14 protein-coding genes are annotated in these 18,053 nt (G+C 50.9%); 8 read left to right on the top strand and 6 right to left on the bottom strand.

The features are described 5' to 3' along the window. Positions 1 to 62 precede the first annotated feature (62 nt). Complete coding sequence (locus ACYVAM_RS25915) at positions 63 to 1,277, top strand: DUF5009 domain-containing protein (protein WP_461072544.1); 1,215 nt, start codon at positions 63 to 65, stop codon at positions 1,275 to 1,277. Between the two features lie 203 nt (positions 1,278 to 1,480). Here ACYVAM_RS25915 and ACYVAM_RS25910 read toward each other — a convergent pair whose 3' ends face one another. Beyond that, positions 1,481 to 1,663: a DNA-binding protein gene (locus tag ACYVAM_RS25910; RefSeq protein ID WP_461072542.1), complete on the bottom strand. Its 183-nt coding sequence runs from the start codon at positions 1,661 to 1,663 to the stop codon at positions 1,481 to 1,483. Between the two features lie 175 nt (positions 1,664 to 1,838). Here ACYVAM_RS25910 and ACYVAM_RS25905 point away from each other — a divergent pair, with 175 nt between their 5' ends. After that, the gene (locus ACYVAM_RS25905) at positions 1,839 to 3,362 is read left to right on the top strand and encodes a GH3 family acyl-acid amido synthetase (protein ID WP_461072540.1); all 1,524 of its coding nucleotides are present in this window, start codon (positions 1,839 to 1,841) and stop codon (positions 3,360 to 3,362) included. 102 nt (positions 3,363 to 3,464) lie between these two features. On the opposite strand, the gene ACYVAM_RS25900 is transcribed toward ACYVAM_RS25905, so the two are convergent. Next, positions 3,465 to 4,100: a hypothetical protein gene (locus ACYVAM_RS25900; protein WP_461072538.1), complete on the bottom strand. Its 636-nt coding sequence runs from the start codon at positions 4,098 to 4,100 to the stop codon at positions 3,465 to 3,467. Positions 4,101 to 4,271: 171 nt separating this feature from the next. Continuing rightward, entirely contained in the window at positions 4,272 to 5,855 is a 1,584-nt protein-coding gene (locus ACYVAM_RS25895; protein ID WP_461072536.1) for a M81 family metallopeptidase, read from the bottom strand. 101 nt (positions 5,856 to 5,956) lie between these two features. Here ACYVAM_RS25895 and ACYVAM_RS25890 point away from each other — a divergent pair, with 101 nt between their 5' ends. From ACYVAM_RS25890 to ACYVAM_RS25870, 5 genes are all read left to right on the top strand, one after another. Further along, entirely contained in the window at positions 5,957 to 6,637 is a 681-nt protein-coding gene (locus ACYVAM_RS25890; protein ID WP_461072923.1) for a response regulator transcription factor, read from the top strand. Further along, positions 6,637 to 8,019, top strand: coding sequence for a sensor histidine kinase (locus ACYVAM_RS25885; protein WP_461072534.1), 1,383 nt, complete (start codon positions 6,637 to 6,639; stop codon positions 8,017 to 8,019). Before ACYVAM_RS25890 ends, ACYVAM_RS25885 begins: the two co-directional genes overlap by 1 nt. 74 nt (positions 8,020 to 8,093) lie before the next feature. Beyond that, a complete protein-coding gene (locus ACYVAM_RS25880) occupies positions 8,094 to 9,050 on the top strand; it encodes a hypothetical protein (RefSeq protein ID WP_461072532.1) in 957 nt (318 codons plus the stop codon). Between the two features lie 46 nt (positions 9,051 to 9,096). Continuing rightward, a complete protein-coding gene (locus tag ACYVAM_RS25875) occupies positions 9,097 to 10,278 on the top strand; it encodes an endonuclease/exonuclease/phosphatase family protein (protein WP_461072530.1) in 1,182 nt (393 codons plus the stop codon). A 183-nt stretch (positions 10,279 to 10,461) separates the two neighbouring features. After that, the gene (locus ACYVAM_RS25870; protein ID WP_461072528.1) at positions 10,462 to 12,111 is read left to right on the top strand and encodes an FAD-binding dehydrogenase; all 1,650 of its coding nucleotides are present in this window, start codon (positions 10,462 to 10,464) and stop codon (positions 12,109 to 12,111) included. Positions 12,112 to 12,235: 124 nt separating this feature from the next. On the opposite strand, the gene ACYVAM_RS25865 is transcribed toward ACYVAM_RS25870, so the two are convergent. The 3 genes from ACYVAM_RS25865 to ACYVAM_RS25855 form a co-directional block, all read right to left on the bottom strand. Beyond that, positions 12,236 to 12,943, bottom strand: coding sequence for an SIR2 family NAD-dependent protein deacylase (locus tag ACYVAM_RS25865; protein WP_461072526.1), 708 nt, complete (start codon positions 12,941 to 12,943; stop codon positions 12,236 to 12,238). A 184-nt stretch (positions 12,944 to 13,127) separates the two neighbouring features. Continuing rightward, a complete protein-coding gene (topA, locus tag ACYVAM_RS25860) occupies positions 13,128 to 15,806 on the bottom strand; it encodes a type I DNA topoisomerase (RefSeq protein WP_461072524.1) in 2,679 nt (892 codons plus the stop codon). A 464-nt stretch (positions 15,807 to 16,270) separates the two neighbouring features. Beyond that, positions 16,271 to 17,050, bottom strand: coding sequence for a hypothetical protein (locus tag ACYVAM_RS25855; protein ID WP_461072522.1), 780 nt, complete (start codon positions 17,048 to 17,050; stop codon positions 16,271 to 16,273). A 717-nt stretch (positions 17,051 to 17,767) separates the two neighbouring features. Between ACYVAM_RS25855 and ACYVAM_RS25850 the strand changes: the two genes are divergently transcribed. Then, on the top strand, positions 17,768 to 18,034 hold the full coding sequence (locus tag ACYVAM_RS25850) for a hypothetical protein (protein WP_461072520.1): 267 nt from the start codon (positions 17,768 to 17,770) through the stop codon (positions 18,032 to 18,034). Positions 18,035 to 18,053: the final 19 nt, after the last annotated feature.

The following is an 18,053-nucleotide window of genomic DNA, read 5'->3' as shown; positions in this document are numbered from 1 at the left end:
GAACCCGGTGAAGCAAATGTCCTGAACTAGATGTCTCCAGTACTCGAAAACAGAATCCCGCGATGACTCAGCCACAAATCGTACCCATTCCATCGGCTCGGCCCCTTAGTATGGTCAACCGGGTGGACTCCATTGATATACTGCGGGCCTTAACGATGATCCTGATGATATTCGTCAATGATCTTTGGTCGTTAACGAATATTCCGGCCTGGCTGGAACACGTACCCGGTGGGGTCGATGGAATTGGGCTGGCTGACGTGGTGTTTCCGGCTTTTCTGTTCATCGTTGGCATGTCGCTCCCGTTTGCCATCAACGCCCGTCGTCAGAAAGGCGATTCCGACAGCGTTCTGGTTGGGCATGTGCTCATGCGGACGGTAGCACTGCTGGTCATGGGCGTTTTTCTGGTCAACGGTGAATCCATCGACGAAACAGCTACCGCATTACCACGGCTCGTCTGGAATGTTCTGGCTTGTGGCTGTTTTATTTTACTCTGGAATGCGTATCCCAGAACCGCACATAAGTGGGCAGTTATGGGGGCTAAACTTGTCGCCATATCGCTATTGGTTACGCTAGCGATAGTGTACCGAGGGGAGAATGGCAGCCGGTTTGCTCCGCACTGGTGGGGTATTCTGGGCCTTATTGGCTGGTCATATCTGGGTGCCGCTTTGGTCACGGTTTTTGCCCGCAATCGCCTGGTGATTTTAGGGGCCGCCTGGGTTGGTTTTGCTTTATTGAGTATGCTGGATGCTGCCCATGTATTGCCCGACGCCATCACGATCATTCCCAGCGCTATCAGCGGGGGAACACTCGTGGGCCTGACCATGGGGGGCGTCGTGATCTCAACGCTGTTTCAACAGTACCGGCAACAGGGAGACAACAAGCGGATGGCGATTATTTTTATCGGGATATCCATTATACTGATCGCGCTTTCCGTTTATACGCGGACGTTCTGGGGCCTAAGCAAGCTGGCTGCTACGCCCGCCTGGTTATTTCTGTGCAGCGCGTTCACCATTCTGGCGTTTACGGCGATCTACTGGCTGGTCGACGTCAATGGCAAAGCCCGTTGGTTTAACCAAATCAAACCAGCTGGCACCGATACACTTCTGTGTTACCTGATTCCGTATTTCGCCTACGCCTTTACCACCTTACTGAATTTGCATTTGCCCGATGCCTTGCTAGCAGGTGGTGTGGGTCTTCTGAAGTCCATTTTTTTTGCCCTGGTATGCGTATGGATAACCGGTCGGTTGAATAAGGTCGGAATTCGTCTCAAACTGTAGGGCGGTGTCGAATGGCGCGTCGTAAACGCCCATAAAGGCCCGAACTGACGGCGGGTCAACGGATGGCCGTCGGGAAACGATTTGCCGATAGGTCTGGTCAAGACTACACGAAACCGGCCGATAAAGTAGCCTCTATGAAGGCCCGGTGAGCCGTTTTCTTACCAGATGATGGTTAAAGTGTAAGTAGACGTCTGCTCCCCAGCCTATTTTCGCCGGGCCTGATACGTGCGCAAGGTTTGTTCCCGAATGAACTCATGGCGGCCAATCCGTTCGCTTGTCAGTCGGCTTTGATCCAGATAGCTTTTTAACCGACCAACGGTTATATGCAATTCCTGGGCCGCTTCGGCAATCGTGTAAAACAAGGCCCCTTCGATTGATTTAGGCATAACTCATCGAGTTTATGACTTCTCCCTGCCCGATATAAGACAGTACTCTATTAAGGTCTTGTTGACGAAGATTGTTCTACGGAACGACTCCGGCTGCTATATCCCTATTCGTACGAACCAACAAAGTTCGGCTGAGCGGGTTTATAGGTGGAATACACCTGGCGAAAGATAATTTATGGCAGTAATTGGGGAATTGATTAAAAAAGCGATTGATGTATATGGCTTTGTGTCCGCAGAGTCTGATCCGGCAAAGGCACAGCGAGAAGTACTACAGAATCTGCTGACGAAGGCCAGATTAACCGCCTTCGGCAAAAAACACAACTTCAACGACTTGCTCAACAGTACGGATAGTATTGCCGCCTTCCAGCAGGAAGTCCCTATTCATGACTACGATAAACTGTACACCGACTGGTGGCACTACCTGCTGGAAGGTCATCAGAATGTGACCTGGCCGGGCGGGCAGCGTTATTTTGCCCTCAGCAGTGGCACCACCAGCACGAGTAAATCCATTCCGGTCACGGACGACATGATTGATTCGATCCGTAAATCGGGCATCCAGCAGGTAATGAGCCTAAAAAACTTCGATCTGCCGTCCGACTTCTTCGAGAAGCAGATCATGATGCTGGGCAGCAGTGTAAACCTTATTGAAAAGGATGATCACCAGGAAGGCGAAATCAGCGGCATCAGTGCGGCCAACATTCCCGCCTGGTTCAGAGGCTATTATAAACCGGGGATTGAGATTGCTTCGATGACCGACTGGGATCAGAAAGTACACCAGATTGCCAAAGAAGCTCCTTCGTGGGATATTGGTAGTTTAAGTGGAATTCCGTCCTGGATCGAAATGATGCTGAAAGAGGTCATTTCGTATAACCGGCTTCAAACCATTCATGACATCTGGCCGAACCTGCAGGTATATACCTCGGGAGGTGTCGCATTTGAACCGTACCGCAAAAGCCTCGAAGCGTTGATGGCCAGGCCACTAACCTACATTGACACCTATCTGACCTCGGAAGGATACCTGGCTACTCAGAAACGGCCCGACACATCGTCGATGGCGCTGATTCACGATAATGGTATCTTCTTCGAATTTGTCCCGTTTCTGGATGAGAACATGGACGAGGAGGGACGGGTGAAACAGGACGCCACGGTTTATTCGCTGGAGCAGGCGGAGGAAAATGTCGATTATGTGCTGCTGATTTCGACGGTGTCGGGCACCTGGCGATACATGATTGGCGACACGGTAATGATTACCGATAAGAAACGGGCCGAAATAAAAATCACCGGTCGAACCAAGCATTTCCTGAATGTGGTGGGTGAGCAACTGTCCGTTCACCAGATGAACAAGGCCATGCAGGCCATGCAGAAACGCTTCGATGTGGAGATTAAAGAATTTGTGGTATCGGCAATCCGCCGAAATGGCGAGTACATCAATAAATGGTTTATCGGCGCCAATAAACTGGTCGATAATCAGGAAATGGCTGATTCTCTGGACAACGAACTACGGGAAACGAACAAGAATTACAATGTCGCCCGGACGAAGTCATTAAAAGGGGTGGAAGCGGAAGTCGTTCCTGTCGAGCATTTTTACCGTTGGAGCGAAGAACATAAAAAACTGGGTGGTCAGGTCAAAATCCCCCGAGTAATGAAAGAGGAAGATTTCCTGGTGTTTGAGCAGTATATGAGCGGGCTGGCTTCGTGAAACGTAAGTAAATGACGTTAATAATGGCTTTTGGGGGCAGTAACCGAAGTTGGATTTTTGTCATCCCGACGTCAGGAGGGATGACAGAAATCCAACCGTGTTTCACAAAGCCTTCTTTTGCGCTTCCAGCTTTTGCTCTTCTAACGTTCTCACCTGTTCGGTGATCTCTTCGGGCGACACATAGAGCCGGGCAATCTTGTCTTTATAGGCCTGCGGGAGCTCGGCATGATCGAGAATGAACCGTTTTGTCTCAATCAGGTAACTGCCCAAGCCATGCGTCACCGCGTAGTTATCGGCAATGCGTTCCACCTTTTTTACGTACTCCGCTGAGAAAACATAGCCAAGTCCAAAGCCGACCATGTCGAGATTTGTCCGGCTTTCGTAGTCCATAATATGACCCAGCTCATGACCGATCCAGCCAATCATAATGGCATCGGGGAGCTGGTGAATCGGGATGGCCGTGTGCGTCAGCTTGAATAGCGCACTGATATTTATGCGGTAGGCCCGTGCTTTCCGGCTGGCGAGCAGGCTACTGAAAACGGGTTGGGCCTGCATGACCGATGACTTGATCGCTTGCTTAAAGACAAAGTGAATTTTGGTGTCAGCCAGCTCCGGATAAAACGACAAGGCCGTCAGCACATTCTTCTCGATAAGTGCCGGTATCGTTTTATTCGTTCGAAACCGGGAAAGTTCGGGCGTGATGTCACTCGTTTGCGAATTGATTACGGATGTCAGCATAAGCAGAGAAAGAAAATAGATCATAGCCTGTCTAGTTTCTTAACGCGCTGGCCAGCCATTGGTTTTGGCATTCAGCTAACTTTAAATTACAGTTTTTAGCGGCAGCAGGTGGGACAAACCCATGTATCGGTTTGGCGACGTTTCATTCGCAGCGAATGTGAACACAACTGATTATTTAGCTGCGCCGGACAAGGGTACGAACTGAGCCGAGAGGTTAGGCTGTTTCATGTCGGTATCGAACGGAAACATAGGCCGTTTAATGCGCTTGTAGGGTAACCGGGCCAGATCCTGGTTAACTCCGCCGGGTGTAAGCGCCATGATCCAGTCGGACTGCATGGCATACAGTTCAGGTTCCAGATAGCCAATTTTTACAACGACAATGTCCGATTTTCGCGGACTAAGGTTCAGGCGGGTAAAATCGATTTCTTTGTGATATGGCTTTCGCTTTTGGGTCACGATGACGTGTACGCTCCCAACTTTCACCACAACTTCGACCTCAGCATCTTTGTCGCCTTTAACAATTGACTCGACGGTTCCTTTCAGTTTGACCGGTGGGGCAAATCGGGCATCGACACGCCCCCCCGCTACCCCTTCGACTGATCCGCCAACGCCAGCCGCTATTGCCTTTTTAACCAACTCAGGATCTGGAATGGAGGCATAAATCAACGATGGACCATCGGCCCGCTGAAACTCCGGACGAGCCAGAATCTGCGTAAGCGTCCAGGTCACATCGCCTGCGCCACCGGCGGTTGGGTTATCGCCCGTATCGCTGATAAAAAAGGGATGCTTTTTACTGGCCAGTGCATTCGCCAGGCATTTTTCCAGTGTGCCGGTGGGGGCCACAAAGCCAAACTCGTTTCTAACAGTCCAGAAGTCGAGGGCCAGTTTTTCCGCGGCCTGCGCCACTTTTGCTTTATCATCGCCCGTCACCATCACCACGGCATGATTCCGGGGTTCATCCGCCCAGGCGTAGCCAATCCAGATGGCCGCGTCGATAATGCCATTGTCATGAACGGCAATAGGTTCTACTTTAGCATAAAGGCTTTTTCCCGGCTCGATACGCGTACTGGTTTTCTCGCCGGGTAACAAAATCGGTACGGGAATCCAGGCTTTATAGGCTGGTTTGCCTTTTCCGTTTTTAAGGCGTTCCAGCAGGTTGACGACCGCCCGTTCCTTGGTTTGCATGGCATCTTCATGCGGAGCCATGCGGTAGCAGGTGATTAAATCGGAATGCTGGGCCAACCGCCACGACACATTGCCGTGCAGATCCATGGAGGTAGAAACGAGCGTCTTATAACCAATTACCTGCCTGATTCGGGTAATGAAATCGCCTTCCGGATCGTCCAGACCGACCACGCTCATGGCGCCATGTATGTCGAAATACAGGCCATCATAAGGACCGTATTTCTTGAGCGAATCCAGCGTTTTGTTAACCAGCGACTCATACGCTGCCCGGGTTACGGCGCCCCCGGGAAGCGATTTGCCCACGATGGCCGGGAGCCAGATGGCCTGTTTCCGAAGGGGAGAGACGGGCATCATGAACGGATAGGCATTGAACACTTCGGGGCCATAGCGGGCGTGAAACGCTTCTTCCTGCGTTACGGCTGGCGAAAACGTACTGGACTCGATACCAAGCCCGGCAATGGCTATTCGGGGTAAGTTTGTTGATTTAGTCGTTGCGGTTGTTGTCGATTGCGCCAATCCATAGCTGACACTGAGCAGGCAGGCCGCCAGTCCCCAAAGAAGTTGTTTCATGCCCACAAGTTAAATCATTCGATAGAGTCGGCAAGCATTATTGCCCAAAAAGCCCATCTATTAGATTAATTCTATAAATTCGAATGAAGAAATGGAGTACCATGAGAATTCTGATTATTGAAGATGAGGTCAAAACGGTTCAAAGTATTAAACAAGGGCTTGAGGAACACCAGTGGGATGTTGATGTAGCCTATGATGGAACGATGGGGTTTCAACTGGCTACCCGGTCGCCCTACGCCCTGATCATAACGGATATAATTCTGCCCGGCATGAATGGCCTTGAGCTTTGCCAGAAGCTGCGGGAAGCCAATATATCGACACCGATTTTAATGCTCACGGCCTTGGGCACGACCGAAGATAAAGTCGTAGGGCTGGATGCGGGAGCGGACGATTACCTCATCAAACCGTTTGAATTTCGCGAACTGATGGCGCGGGTCAGGGCGCTGACCCGCCGGAATAACAGTGTCGGGCAATCCGCTAACCTGCTTAAAATAGCTGATTTAGAGCTAAATCCAGACACCAAGCAAGTGGTGCGGGCTGGAAAAGAAATTACCCTGACGGCTAAAGAGTTTCAACTGCTCGAATACTTCCTGCGCCATCAGGGACGGGTCATTTCCAAGGTTGAACTGGCCGAAAGGTTGTGGGATCTGACGTTCGACACCGGTACCAACGTGATCGAGGTGTACATAAATTTCCTGCGGAAGAAGATAGACAAAGACTTCGATCCCAAACTGTTGCATACGCAGATTGGCATGGGATATGTCGTAAAGGTATTGTCATAATGATAAACATCCGGACCCGGCTCACCTACCAATTTGTCTTTCTCGTCACCCTGGTCCTGCTGTTTTTCTCGCTTGGGGTTTATTTTTTCAGCAAACTTTATCTCGAAAAACGCTTCTATAAGCGACTTCAGGACCGGGCTATCACGACAACGACGCTCTTGTTCGATTTACGGCAGACCGACAGCACCGTATTGCGACTCATCGACGCAGCCGACAAAGAGCCGCTGCTCAATGAGAACATCTCGGTCTATAATGAAAAAACGAAACAGGTCCTGTTCTCTACGAACCCAGCTGATGCCCGGTTTCACGAACAATTTATCCCGCAACTGGATTCAACCGCCCAGACCTGGTATCAGCATAAGAATGAATACCAGATCGTAGCCATACACCTGGCTGGCGGGGGCGGGGGTAACTGGGTGATCGTGAGTGGGATCGACCAGGCGGGTAGGGAAGCGCTGGATGATCTGAAAAAGATTCTGGTTGTTATGATTCTGATTGCCATCCTGTTACTTGGTATCTCGGGCTGGCTTTTTGCCGGCCGGGCCCTGGCCCCCATGTCAGGCATTATTCAGCAGGTCAATGCCATTTTCCCGGCCAATGTGCAAAAGCGGGTAGAGCATCCCAATCGGTCAGACGAAATTGGGGGGCTGGTCACTACCTTCAATCAGTTGCTCGACCGCATCGAACAGGCCCTGAACACGCAGAAAATGTTCATTGCCAACGTGTCCCATGAGTTGAAAAACCCGCTCACCAAGATCAATTCGCAGATTGATGTGGCCCTCATTCAAAAACGCAGTCCGGAGGTGTACGAGCGAACGCTTCAATCCCTTCAGGAAGATGCCCGCACACTGACGCAGCTCACCAACGCCCTGCTGGAACTGGCCAATACATCGGTTCAGGCAGGTAGCCTGTCGGTAGAGCCGGTGCGGATGGATGAACTGCTGTGGGAAACGAAAGCACAATTGCAGAAATGGCAGGAAGAGTATCAGATACATCTCAATTTTGCCGATTTTCCCGATGATGAAGAGGACCTGATCACGCAAGGTAACCGGCCTTCTCTCCAGGTGTTACTCATGAATCTGATGGATAATGCCTGTAAATTCTCGCCGACAAAAACAGCTACTGTGACTTTCCGGTCTAAACGAGGCAGTATAACAATCGCTGTCTTTAACGAAGGGACACCCATCCGGGAAGCCGATTTGCCGCATATCTTTCAGCCGTTCTTTCGGAGTGACTCTACCGCGCAATCGAGCAAAGGGCATGGCGTTGGGCTGGCCGTTGTGGCCCAGGTTACCCAACTTCATAAAGGTCAAATTGCCGTGCGTTCTACAGCCGAAGGCACCACATTAACGCTGACACTTTCCAGTATCGCCCCATTTTAAGGTAAATTTAAGGTTAGCTTAAGGCGTGCTTAAGTTCGATGTCGTTGCTTTGTAACACATCGACTAACTGGATAATGGAAGCAGAAGCAGAGGTAGCGAATGAGAAGCAGGGTGTGCTCAACATAACCATTGGCGCTCTTCTAGGCGTTTTGGCGTTGCTGGCCTATTTGTTCCTTGGTTCTCGGAATGAAACGCTGGAAATTCAGAAGCTGCTGACGACAAAAGTGGAGCAATTTGCCTCCACACAAATTAAGCTTGATTCTATCTCAACCGTACTGGATGCTAAAATTGTCGAGGTCCGTCAGCTTGGCGGCAGCGTTACGGAACTGGAACGGATCAAACGGCAGTTAACGACCGACAAGAAGCGGCTCAAATACGACCTGAGCTTCTCCATGCAGCAGTATAGCCTGAAAATCAGGGATTATAAGAATTTTCTGGCGCGAAATGAAGCGGATATTCAGTCACTCAAGGCTGAAAACGGCTCATTGCTTAGCCAGACACGAGCGCTCGAAGAGGAAAAAGAAAGTATCCTGAGCGAGAATACGGGCTTAAAATATGAACGGGCTGCTTTAACCAAAGCGGTCGTGGACTATTCGCTCAAGAATGCCGATCTCACAAACAAAGTGACACTTGCATCAGCCCTGAAAGCCATTAACGTAGAGGTTATGGCGGTTGCCGAAAATGGGAAAGAGCGCCGGGGCGGTACCTACAAAGCATCGCGCATTGACCGGTTGAAGATCGACTTTATGATACTGGCCAATTCATTGGCGTCAACCACTAGTAAAGATGTCTATGTACGGATACTGGATCCGAACGGAGCGGTTGTCAGCGAGAGCGGCATTGGTGGCGTCATGCTTTTTGACGGCCATGAACTTGGCTACAGCACGCGTCAGACAGTGCCATTTGAGGGTGATGATCAGCGGGTAGCCATTCTTTTTCGTAGGGATACGCCTTATAAACCCGGCCTATACACGGTAGAATTGTATACGGAAGGCTTCCGGATCGGCGATGGTCGTTTCATGGTGAAGTAAATTGGGCTGCCCGGCAGCCTGTGTAAGTTATCTCAACGTTCACGCAATGCCAACGCATAAGAAAATCATAAACCATCTATCAGTTGCCTTACAGCCTTTGCTGGAGCCGCTGAACAATGAGCGAAGAGTGTTCGTCGGTAAATACCAGCGTTTCCCGCTGGCCTACACCACGCTCAGTTATCTTTTTGTGTCGATGGCGTTCTGCTACTACCCAATCGTCAATCACTGGTTGTCCGGCTTTATCATGATGAGCTTACCGCTAGCCATCCCCTGCGGGTTGGCTGCCTGCATTTACCTGTTCTATAAGCAACAGAAAATGGTGGCCACTGCGGGTATAATCTGGGTTTTGTTCTCGTTTGTGGTGGTGAAAAGGCTGGTGGGCCGCCAGGATGGGGACAGCGATCTGAGCCACGCGCAAACGCTGAATGTCTTGAGTTTCAACAGTGAAACATTTCCGGCAACGGGTAAAAACGGAATCGATCCGTCCCTGCTCAAGGCCGATATTGCCTGTTTTCAGGAGTATTCGCCAAATGCTCAACTTGAGGATCACTACACTGATAAGCTTCAAAAACTAACCTGCTTTGATAAAGACCGGGAAATAGGGCTGGCCTTATTTTCCAAGTATCCGATCGTGAACCAGTACAGCCGCATCTGGAATCGCGCTAAGGCGCCCAATATCAATGGGTTTCTGTGTGCCGATATCGCGTATGGCACTGATACCATTCGAGTTGTCAATGTACATTTGTGGTCGATGGGCGTGCGTACCGACCAGGCAATTGAGGCCCTTAAAACGGGTCATCTGGGCCGTTTTTCGCTCGAATTACTCGATACATTTCGGCGCATGAAAGAGGGATTTGCGAACCGAAACGAACAGCTTCAGGAAGTTGAATCCTATGTAGCGGGTAGTCGGTATCCGGTTATTATTTGTGGTGATTTTAACGAAACGCCCATTAGCTACTCCTACGGAAAGCTTAGCCAGAACTTTAAAAATGCTTTTGAAGAGGCTGGACAGGGGCTGGGTTTTACCCTTAACCGCCACCCGTATTGTGTGCGCATAGATCAACAGTTTTTTAGCGCCGACTGGCACATTAAAACCTGTCAGACACTGTCAGGTGTTTCCTTCTCCGACCACTTTCCGGTATTGGCGCAATACGTACTCAAAAAGTCACTGAAAGTGCCCACCGATGTTCTGGCACAGCACCAGCCGAACCGCCCTGCAGCCAATTGAACGTGATGGTGTTTCGTCGACAGTCCGTGTCTTCACGGCTCGCTCGTACATCATCAACAGCCTATCCATCAGCACGGTAAGCCGTGGGTTATTAAACATTTCGTCGACGTATTTTGCATTCTCTGTAAATATTGCTGAGCTTGAGGCTACACAAGTTGGGGCAACGTATAAGCTGTAGAAGGTATGGATGCGGACGTAATTATTGTCGGTGCCGGGTTGGCTGGCTTAGTGGCAGCTGCTGAACTGGCCGACGCCGGGAAAAAAGTGCTCATCGTTGATCAGGAACCCGAACAGAACATGGGCGGGCAGGCTTTCTGGTCATTTGGCGGGCTTTTTCTGGTTAATTCACCCGAACAACGGCGTTTGCGTATCCGTGATTCCTATGAGCTAGCCCTGGAAGACTGGATGGGCTCGGCGAATTTTGACCGACCTGAAGATTACTGGCCCCGCAAGTGGGCCGAAGCGTATGTGGATTTTGCCGCTGGCGAAAAGCGCGACTGGTTGCGTCAGCAGGGCATAAAACTATTCCCCGTTGTGGGTTGGGCCGAACGGGGTGGTTATGGCGCTGTCGGACACGGCAATTCGGTGCCCCGCTTTCACGTCACCTGGGGAACGGGTCCTGCCGTTGTTGCCCCCTTTGAACGGCGTGTCCGGCAGGCCGTTCAAAAAGGCCTGATCACCCTTCGATTCCGGTATCGGGTAAATGGCCTCATGCAGACAAATGGCACAGTCGATGGTGTGCAGGGAGAAATTCTCGAATCAAGTCAGGCAAACCGCGGTGAAAAAAGCTCGCGTGTTGTCGTTGGCGATTTCACGCTTCGGGCACAGGCTGTTATCATTACATCGGGTGGTATGGGCGGCAATCATGATCTGGTTCGGCAGAACTGGCCCGAGCGATTGGGAAAAGCCCCCCAGCACATGCTGTCCGGCGTACCCGATCATGTGGATGGCTGGATGCTGGCCATTACCCGCCAGGCCGGGGGCAACCTGATCAATTCGGACCGGATGTGGCACTATACCGAAGGAATCAAAAACTGGAACCCCATTTGGCCCCAGCATGGTATTCGTATTTTGCCGGGACCATCTTCGCTGTGGTTCGATGCCCGAGGCAAACGGTTACCCGTACCGCTATTTCCCGGATTTGACACCCTGGGTACGTTGAAACACATCCGCCAAACGGGTTATGATTACACCTGGTTTGTGTTGACCCAAAAAATTATCCGTCATGAATTCGCCTTATCGGGTTCGGAGCAGAACCCGGATCTGACCGGAAAGAGCTGGCAGCAAACACTGAAGCGTGCCTGGGGGAAAGGCGCACCCGACCCGGTAGAAGCGTTCAAGCGTGAAGGCGAAGACTTTATCGTTCGGAATAATTTAGCCGATCTGGTTACCGGCATGAATGAACTGACGGGAGACGGCCTGATCGAGCTGGCCTCCCTCGAACGCGAAATTGTAGCCCGCGACCACCAACTCAACAATCCTTTTAGTAAGGATATGCAGATCACGGCCATTCGGGCCGCCCGGCAATATCTGGGCGACAAGCTGATCCGCACGGCCAAACCACACAAACTCCTGGATCCGGCTATGGGGCCACTGATTGCCGTCCGGCTGCACATCATCACACGAAAGAGCTTGGGCGGTCTGCAAACGAACCTGTCAGGACAGGTTCTGAATGACGCAGGCCATCCAATTGCGGGCTTATATGCTGCGGGTGAGGTGGCAGGATTTGGGGGAGGAGGCATGCATGGCTACCGGGCACTGGAAGGAACCTTCCTGGGCGGATGCCTATTCTCCGGGCGAACCGCCGGCCGGGTAATCTCAGCCAACTTGTAAAAATTCGCAGCTCATGTAATCAGGTAGTAGTAAGTTTTTTTTCCTAAGAAGAGCCGATTCAAGTTAAATCTGAAACGACTTTTCTCAGGAAAAAAGGTAAAAAACGCCCTGAAACGAACGTGTATCAGGCGTTTTTTTCTTCGGCCAGCAGTTTTTCGGCCAGTTGAGTCAAGCCGATGGTGGCGGGTTCGGCAATGAAGGTGACATTGTCTTTTTTGTGCATATCGGGAATGTTGGGATCCACCACATAAACGGGAACCCCATCCCGAACTACATAGACGAGTCCGGCCGCCGGATAAACGTTTAACGAAGTACCCACAACAATAAAAATGTCTGCCTGATCAGCAATGTCCAGCGCGATGTCCATCATCGGAACTGCTTCGCCAAACCACACGATATGAGGCCTCAATGGCGACCCTTTGTCGCAAATATCCCCCTCTTTTATTTCCCAGCCCTCAATGTCGTAAATCAGCGATTCGTCAACCGATGAGCGTGATTTAAACAGCTCGCCATGCAGGTGAACAACGGTTGAGGAACCTGCTTTCTCATGCAGGTTATCGACGTTCTGCGTAATGATGGTCACGTCGAATTTGTCTTCCAGCTTGACGAGCGCCAGGTGGCCCGCATTCGGTTGAACGCTCAGGGCCTGTCTGCGTCGCTGGTTATAAAAATCCTGTACCAAAGCAGGATTACGTTTCCAGGCTTCGGGCGTGGCCACATCCTCGATACGATGATTTTCCCAAAGGCCGTCCGACGCCCGAAAAGTTGGAATGCCGCTCTCGGCACTGATCCCGGCACCGGAAAGAACGACGATTTTTTTTCGTGTATTCATGAAAGCTAAGATACGATTTACTTCCTAACGCGGTGATGCCTAGCCCCGGACGTCATCTGTAAGCGCTAGTGATTTAGAGCTCGGGCCTGGCGTAAAGGCGTATGTGTGTGGTTGTTGAGAAAGCCCCTGCGTAAGAGGGCAAAAAAGAAAAACCCGAAACGAGCTCGCTCCGGGTTTTTCTTTTTTACTTCTTCGTCGTTGCCTTTTTTGCGGATGCTGCCGGTTTCTTGGTAGCCGTTGCCGTCGTTTTTGCCGGTGCTTTGGCTTTCGCGGGTGCTTTGGTTGCCGCCGATTTTTTTGCCGGTGCCTTGGCGGCTGCCGGATCATCGCCAGCCAGTTTCAGGCAATCCTCCAGCGTCAGCGTAGCGGGATCAACATCTTTGGGAATCTTGACATTACGCTTACCAACGGCCAGATAGGGCCCATATTGGCCATTGACAACTTTGACGGCCGGGTTCTCCGGAAACTCTTTGATGTATTTGTTGGCTTCCACAACGCGCTTGGCCTGGATCAGTTCGATGGCCCGCTCGAGTGTCAGACCCGCCAATGATTCGTTACGGGGCAGCGACACGTATTTGTCTTCAAACTTGACATAAGGGCCGAAGCGGCCTTTGCCCGTGCTCACCATCTTGCCTTCAAATTCGCCGAGGGCTTCGCTAACGGCTTCGGCGCGCTTCTGCTGAATGAGTTCAATGGTCCGGTTGGCGTCAATCGTGTACGGATCGTCTTCCCGGGTCAGCGACACGTATTTGTCATCGTGCTTCACATACGGACCAAACTTGCCGATAGCGATGACCATGGGTTTATCTTCGAAGAAGCCTACCTCCCGGGGGAGCGTAAAGAGGTTCAGGGCGTCGTCGAGTGAAATGGTTTCGATCAACTGGCCGTCACGCAGGTTGGCATAACGGGGCTTTTCGTCGTCGCTTGCTTCGCCGATCTGAACATAGGCACCATATTTACCCAGCCGTGCCGAAACGGGTTTTCCACTGGCCGGATCAGCTCCCAGTACCCGTTCGCCCGTTTTGAACGAGACCCCCGACGAACCCTGGATTTCTTCAATGTTCTTGTGAAAATCGCCGTAAAATCCCTGCAACATCGTTTGCCAGTTCATGCGGCCATCCGCAATCTCATCGAAGTCTTTTTCGACCGTAGCCGTAAACTTATAATCGACAATGTCGGGGAAGTATTCGAGCAGGAAATCACTGACGACAACGCCCGTATTGGTCGGGAATAGCTTGGCTTTTTCGGAACCGTAGGTCTCTTTGCCGCTGGTTTCGCTGATCTGATCCCGCTGGAGGGTGTACTCGATGTACTTACGTTCCAGGCCGGGTTTATCCTGCTTGGTCACGTAGCCTCGGTTAATGATGGTCGAAATGGTTGGCGCATAGGTCGACGGCCGGCCGATGCCCATTTCTTCGAGTTTCTTCACCAGCGAAGCTTCGGCGTAGCGTGGCTGCGGACGCGTGAATTTTTCCGTCGCTTTCATCTGGCCCAGATTCAGCGTTTGTCCGATGGTGAGCGGAGGGAGCATGCCCTTGGCATCTTCGTCGTCCTCATCATCTTTTGATTCGAGGTACACGCGTAGAAAACCGTCGAACTTGATCACCTCACCCTGAGCAACCAGTTCATTTGGGAAACTCCGGCTTTCGGGTTTCGGGGTGTCAACGAAGGGGCTGTCGTCTACATTCGTCTGGACAGTAGCCGTTGTCCCATTGGCAAAGCGAATGCCAATCGTGACGGTCGTCCGTTCGAGTTGGGCATCAGCCATTTGTGAGGCAATGGCGCGTTTCCAGATCAGTTCGTATAACCGCTTCTGATCACGGTCGCCACCGGCATTCCGGTCATTGAAGTTTGTCGGGCGAATGGCTTCGTGGGCTTCCTGCGCCGATTCGTTCTTGGTCTTGAACTGCCGTGTTTGAATATATTTTTCGCCAAATTCCGAACCGATCTCCGCTACGGCCTTCTCGATGGCTTCCTGCGAGAGGTTGGTCGAGTCGGTACGCATGTACGAAATTTTACCGGCTTCGTACAGGTTCTGGGCAATCCGCATGGTTCGATCCACGGAATAGCTCAGCTTTCGCGACGATTCCTGCTGGAGGGTCGATGTTGTAAAGGGCGGAGCCGGGGTTTTCTTGGCGGGGCGGGTTTCCAGGTTTTTGATGGTGAAGGTAGCGCCAACGCAGGCTTCGAGAAAGCCACGGGCTTCACCGGCAGTGGCAAAGTTTTTGGCCAGCTCGGCATTCAGCACTTTATTGCCATCGACAATGAACTGGGCCGTAACCTTAAAGGATGACTTTGCGGAGTGTTTGTCGATTTCGCGTTCCCGTTCAACGACCAGTCGCAACGCAACTGATTGTACCCGACCCGCTGATAAACCGGTGCTGCCGCCTTTGATCTTACGCCAAAGTACGGGCGAGAGTTCATAGCCAACCAGGCGGTCCAGCACACGCCGGGCCTGCTGGGCATTCACCAGATCGACATCAATCGTACGGGGCGACTTGATAGCGTTCAGGATCGCGTTCTTGGTGATTTCACGGAACACAATGCGTTTTGTATTGTCGCGCAACCCAAGCGCTTCTTTCAGGTGCCAGGAAATAGCTTCTCCTTCGCGGTCATCATCCGTAGCCAGCCACACTTCATCCGCTGACTTGGCCAGTGTTTTTAATTCACTAACAAGTTTCTTTTTATCGGGCGAAATTTCATAAGACGGTTTAAAACCATTCGTTACATCAACGGCCAGCCCATCTTTGGGCAGATCGCGTACGTGACCGAAACTGGACTTTACCGTAAAGTCTTTTCCAAGATAGCCTTCAATGGTTTTCGCCTTCGCCGGCGACTCCACTATGACTAAGTTTTTCGACATAATCGATATTTAGATTGAAACTGTCTCCGCTACCTTTTACCACGAATCGAGCCAAATATAGACGCAAAAGCACAGACTTGTACAAGACAAGCTATCTACGACGAAACAAAAGTGGAGGATTGCGGGATTGCCGGAGCGGTTATGTATACGTAACAACACATACTGAGTTACAGTTCGGAGTTTGCTGGTAAAAGTCTTATATATAAGCCAATAAAGCCTGTTTTTTGGCATTTCTGGAGCTACTTCTAGGGGGCCGTAAAGACTTTACCGGGCACGGAATGACTATGGATATTTTTTTAGCTTTCCACATTATTAAGCCGATTGTCGCTTAGCTGCTGGAAGCTGTTTGGGGTTTATGGATGCTTGTAGCCCGGGGGTTTGCTTGCCTTCGGTAGCCAAAAGAAAACAGCTCTACCCGTTCAGGTAGAGCTGTCGACTCATTTACGTCAGGTAAGACGTACTGTTTAACGGACTTGAACCGTACCGCCGATTTCCCCGCTCGGGTAGGATGCCGTACGGAAATTGATCCGATACAAACCTCTTGACAGGCTATCGGCGCGGCTTTGTGTCAACGTAACCGTGCCTGATACTGGCGAAGCTGAAACTGTGCCCGTTCCGGTGCCACTTCCTGGTGAAGTACTCGTCCCGCTTCCAGGCGTAGTGCTTGTTCCACTGCCAGGTGTGGTACTTGTTCCACTTCCTGGATCGGTGGTGGTTCCACTGCCAGGCGTAGTACTTGTACCACTACCGGGTATAGTGCTTGTCCCGCTTCCGGGTGTAGTCGTCGTGCCACTGCCGGGTGTCGTGCTGGTTCCGCTTCCTGGCGTGGTGCTTGTTCCACTTCCTGGACCGGTTGTTGTTGAGGGAAACGACCCCGCCAATAAGACACTGTTGCTGTAGTTCGAAGAACCCGTTGTCGTTGAGGTCGATGTTGTTACTGGATCGAGGGTAATTGCGGTTGGCGTGATGCCCGAATACGTAACCGTGTAACTTAACACACTGGACCCCGTGCTTATACCCGTTCCGGTGCCTGTTCCAGTCCCCGTGCCAGTTCCCTGATTCAGGGTGCCTGCGAACGTGCCAGTGCCTGTTGACGTTGTAGCCGAGCCTCCAGTATTGTTGAGGGTGGCTATAAACTGAGTCGGGTTGAGTGTTGTCGTGGTTGTCGGATTGTCGTCGTCTTTACAGGCGTACCCCAACATGCCCACCACAAGGACTGTAGATGCGATTAATGCTCTTCTCATAACGTTTCTGGATTAATTAAACGGTCTGTGATTCATCAAATAAAGTATAGCTTGAATTCGCTGTCCTAACCTTACCCATGAATCTTCGTTTGCGTCCACCCTTAGGTTATGAGGAAATGGCCTCGTCGGATGAAAAACTGTCTGTCCGGTTGATCGCTGCATGACGATCGTGGAGCAGCGCAAAGGGATGATTACGTCAATTGGAACGAGTTTCAGCGACGTGGACTGCCGTTGAATAACCATTAATAAAATGATGAATTCCTACAGATTGCTAGTTGTAGCATCATTCATCATCTACACGTACGGCACTCCCGCGCTCGGCTTTATCTCTCTGAAATAAGCCCTAAATAACCTGCGCTTAACACTGTTAACCTATTGTATAAGAAGGCTATAGCCTTAATGCAGTCTTCTTAGGTATTTCGTTCGGAAATACCCGAATGAATCTAGTAGGGCGCTGATATACGGTATGCCAAAGTCACGTTAATGTATCTAGCCCACAGATAGCGCTTTCTCCTCTTTTTGGCTTCATCGCTACATTTTGAAAAAAAAATTTGGCTGGGCTTAAAGTAAAAGGCCAGGCTTTACCGTCATCCTTATCAAAGGCCCAAACAAAGAAACGAAAGTACTGAAAAAATAACACGTTCGAACGTTAACGCCAGTCCTGGCCGACTGTTTCAATAAACGGAGCTTTTACAAACCATTAAACGTAAAAACAACATGAACATCATTTGGAGAGTAGCTGGCTTAGCGCTGGTAGCCGGGTTGATCCTATTTCTAGTATCGCTCCTAGTAAAAGTATTGCTGGTTGCGCTGGGCGTAGCGTTAGTCGTTCGGGTAGTAGGCACCCGGTTGATGGGTGGCCGGGCATTCGGCCGATTTGACCGCAATGACTGGCAGTCGTCACAGATCATTTCCATCGATAATCCGACGTATCGCTCGCCCATGAGCACCGGAAGCTTTGAACGGATTATTCCAATCAATTAAGACACGTAAAATCATAATA

The organism is Spirosoma horti (assembly GCF_054776595.1).
The sequence above is the reverse complement of the archived record's forward strand: the minus strand, read 5'-3'. Positions and strand labels throughout refer to the sequence as shown.

What these genes read in the sequence shown, in the direction of transcription:
- ACYVAM_RS25875 (WP_461072530.1), top strand. Translation starts at nt 9,097, where the DNA reads ATGCCAACGCATAAGAAAATCATAAACCATCTATCAGTTGCCTTACAG.
- ACYVAM_RS25910 (WP_461072542.1), bottom strand. Translation starts at nt 1,663, where the DNA reads ATGCCTAAATCAATCGAAGGGGCCTTGTTTTACACGATTGCCGAAGCG.
- ACYVAM_RS25870 (WP_461072528.1), top strand. Translation starts at nt 10,462, where the DNA reads ATGGATGCGGACGTAATTATTGTCGGTGCCGGGTTGGCTGGCTTAGTG.
- ACYVAM_RS25850 (WP_461072520.1), top strand. Translation starts at nt 17,768, where the DNA reads ATGAACATCATTTGGAGAGTAGCTGGCTTAGCGCTGGTAGCCGGGTTG.
- ACYVAM_RS25880 (WP_461072532.1), top strand. Translation starts at nt 8,094, where the DNA reads ATGGAAGCAGAAGCAGAGGTAGCGAATGAGAAGCAGGGTGTGCTCAAC.
- ACYVAM_RS25890 (WP_461072923.1), top strand. Translation starts at nt 5,957, where the DNA reads ATGAGAATTCTGATTATTGAAGATGAGGTCAAAACGGTTCAAAGTATT.
- topA (WP_461072524.1), bottom strand. Translation starts at nt 15,806, where the DNA reads ATGTCGAAAAACTTAGTCATAGTGGAGTCGCCGGCGAAGGCGAAAACC.
- ACYVAM_RS25915 (WP_461072544.1), top strand. Translation starts at nt 63, where the DNA reads ATGACTCAGCCACAAATCGTACCCATTCCATCGGCTCGGCCCCTTAGT.
- ACYVAM_RS25855 (WP_461072522.1), bottom strand. Translation starts at nt 17,050, where the DNA reads ATGAGAAGAGCATTAATCGCATCTACAGTCCTTGTGGTGGGCATGTTG.
- ACYVAM_RS25885 (WP_461072534.1), top strand. Translation starts at nt 6,637, where the DNA reads ATGATAAACATCCGGACCCGGCTCACCTACCAATTTGTCTTTCTCGTC.
- ACYVAM_RS25900 (WP_461072538.1), bottom strand. Translation starts at nt 4,100, where the DNA reads ATGCTGACATCCGTAATCAATTCGCAAACGAGTGACATCACGCCCGAA.
- ACYVAM_RS25895 (WP_461072536.1), bottom strand. Translation starts at nt 5,855, where the DNA reads ATGAAACAACTTCTTTGGGGACTGGCGGCCTGCCTGCTCAGTGTCAGC.
- ACYVAM_RS25905 (WP_461072540.1), top strand. Translation starts at nt 1,839, where the DNA reads ATGGCAGTAATTGGGGAATTGATTAAAAAAGCGATTGATGTATATGGC.
- ACYVAM_RS25865 (WP_461072526.1), bottom strand. Translation starts at nt 12,943, where the DNA reads ATGAATACACGAAAAAAAATCGTCGTTCTTTCCGGTGCCGGGATCAGT.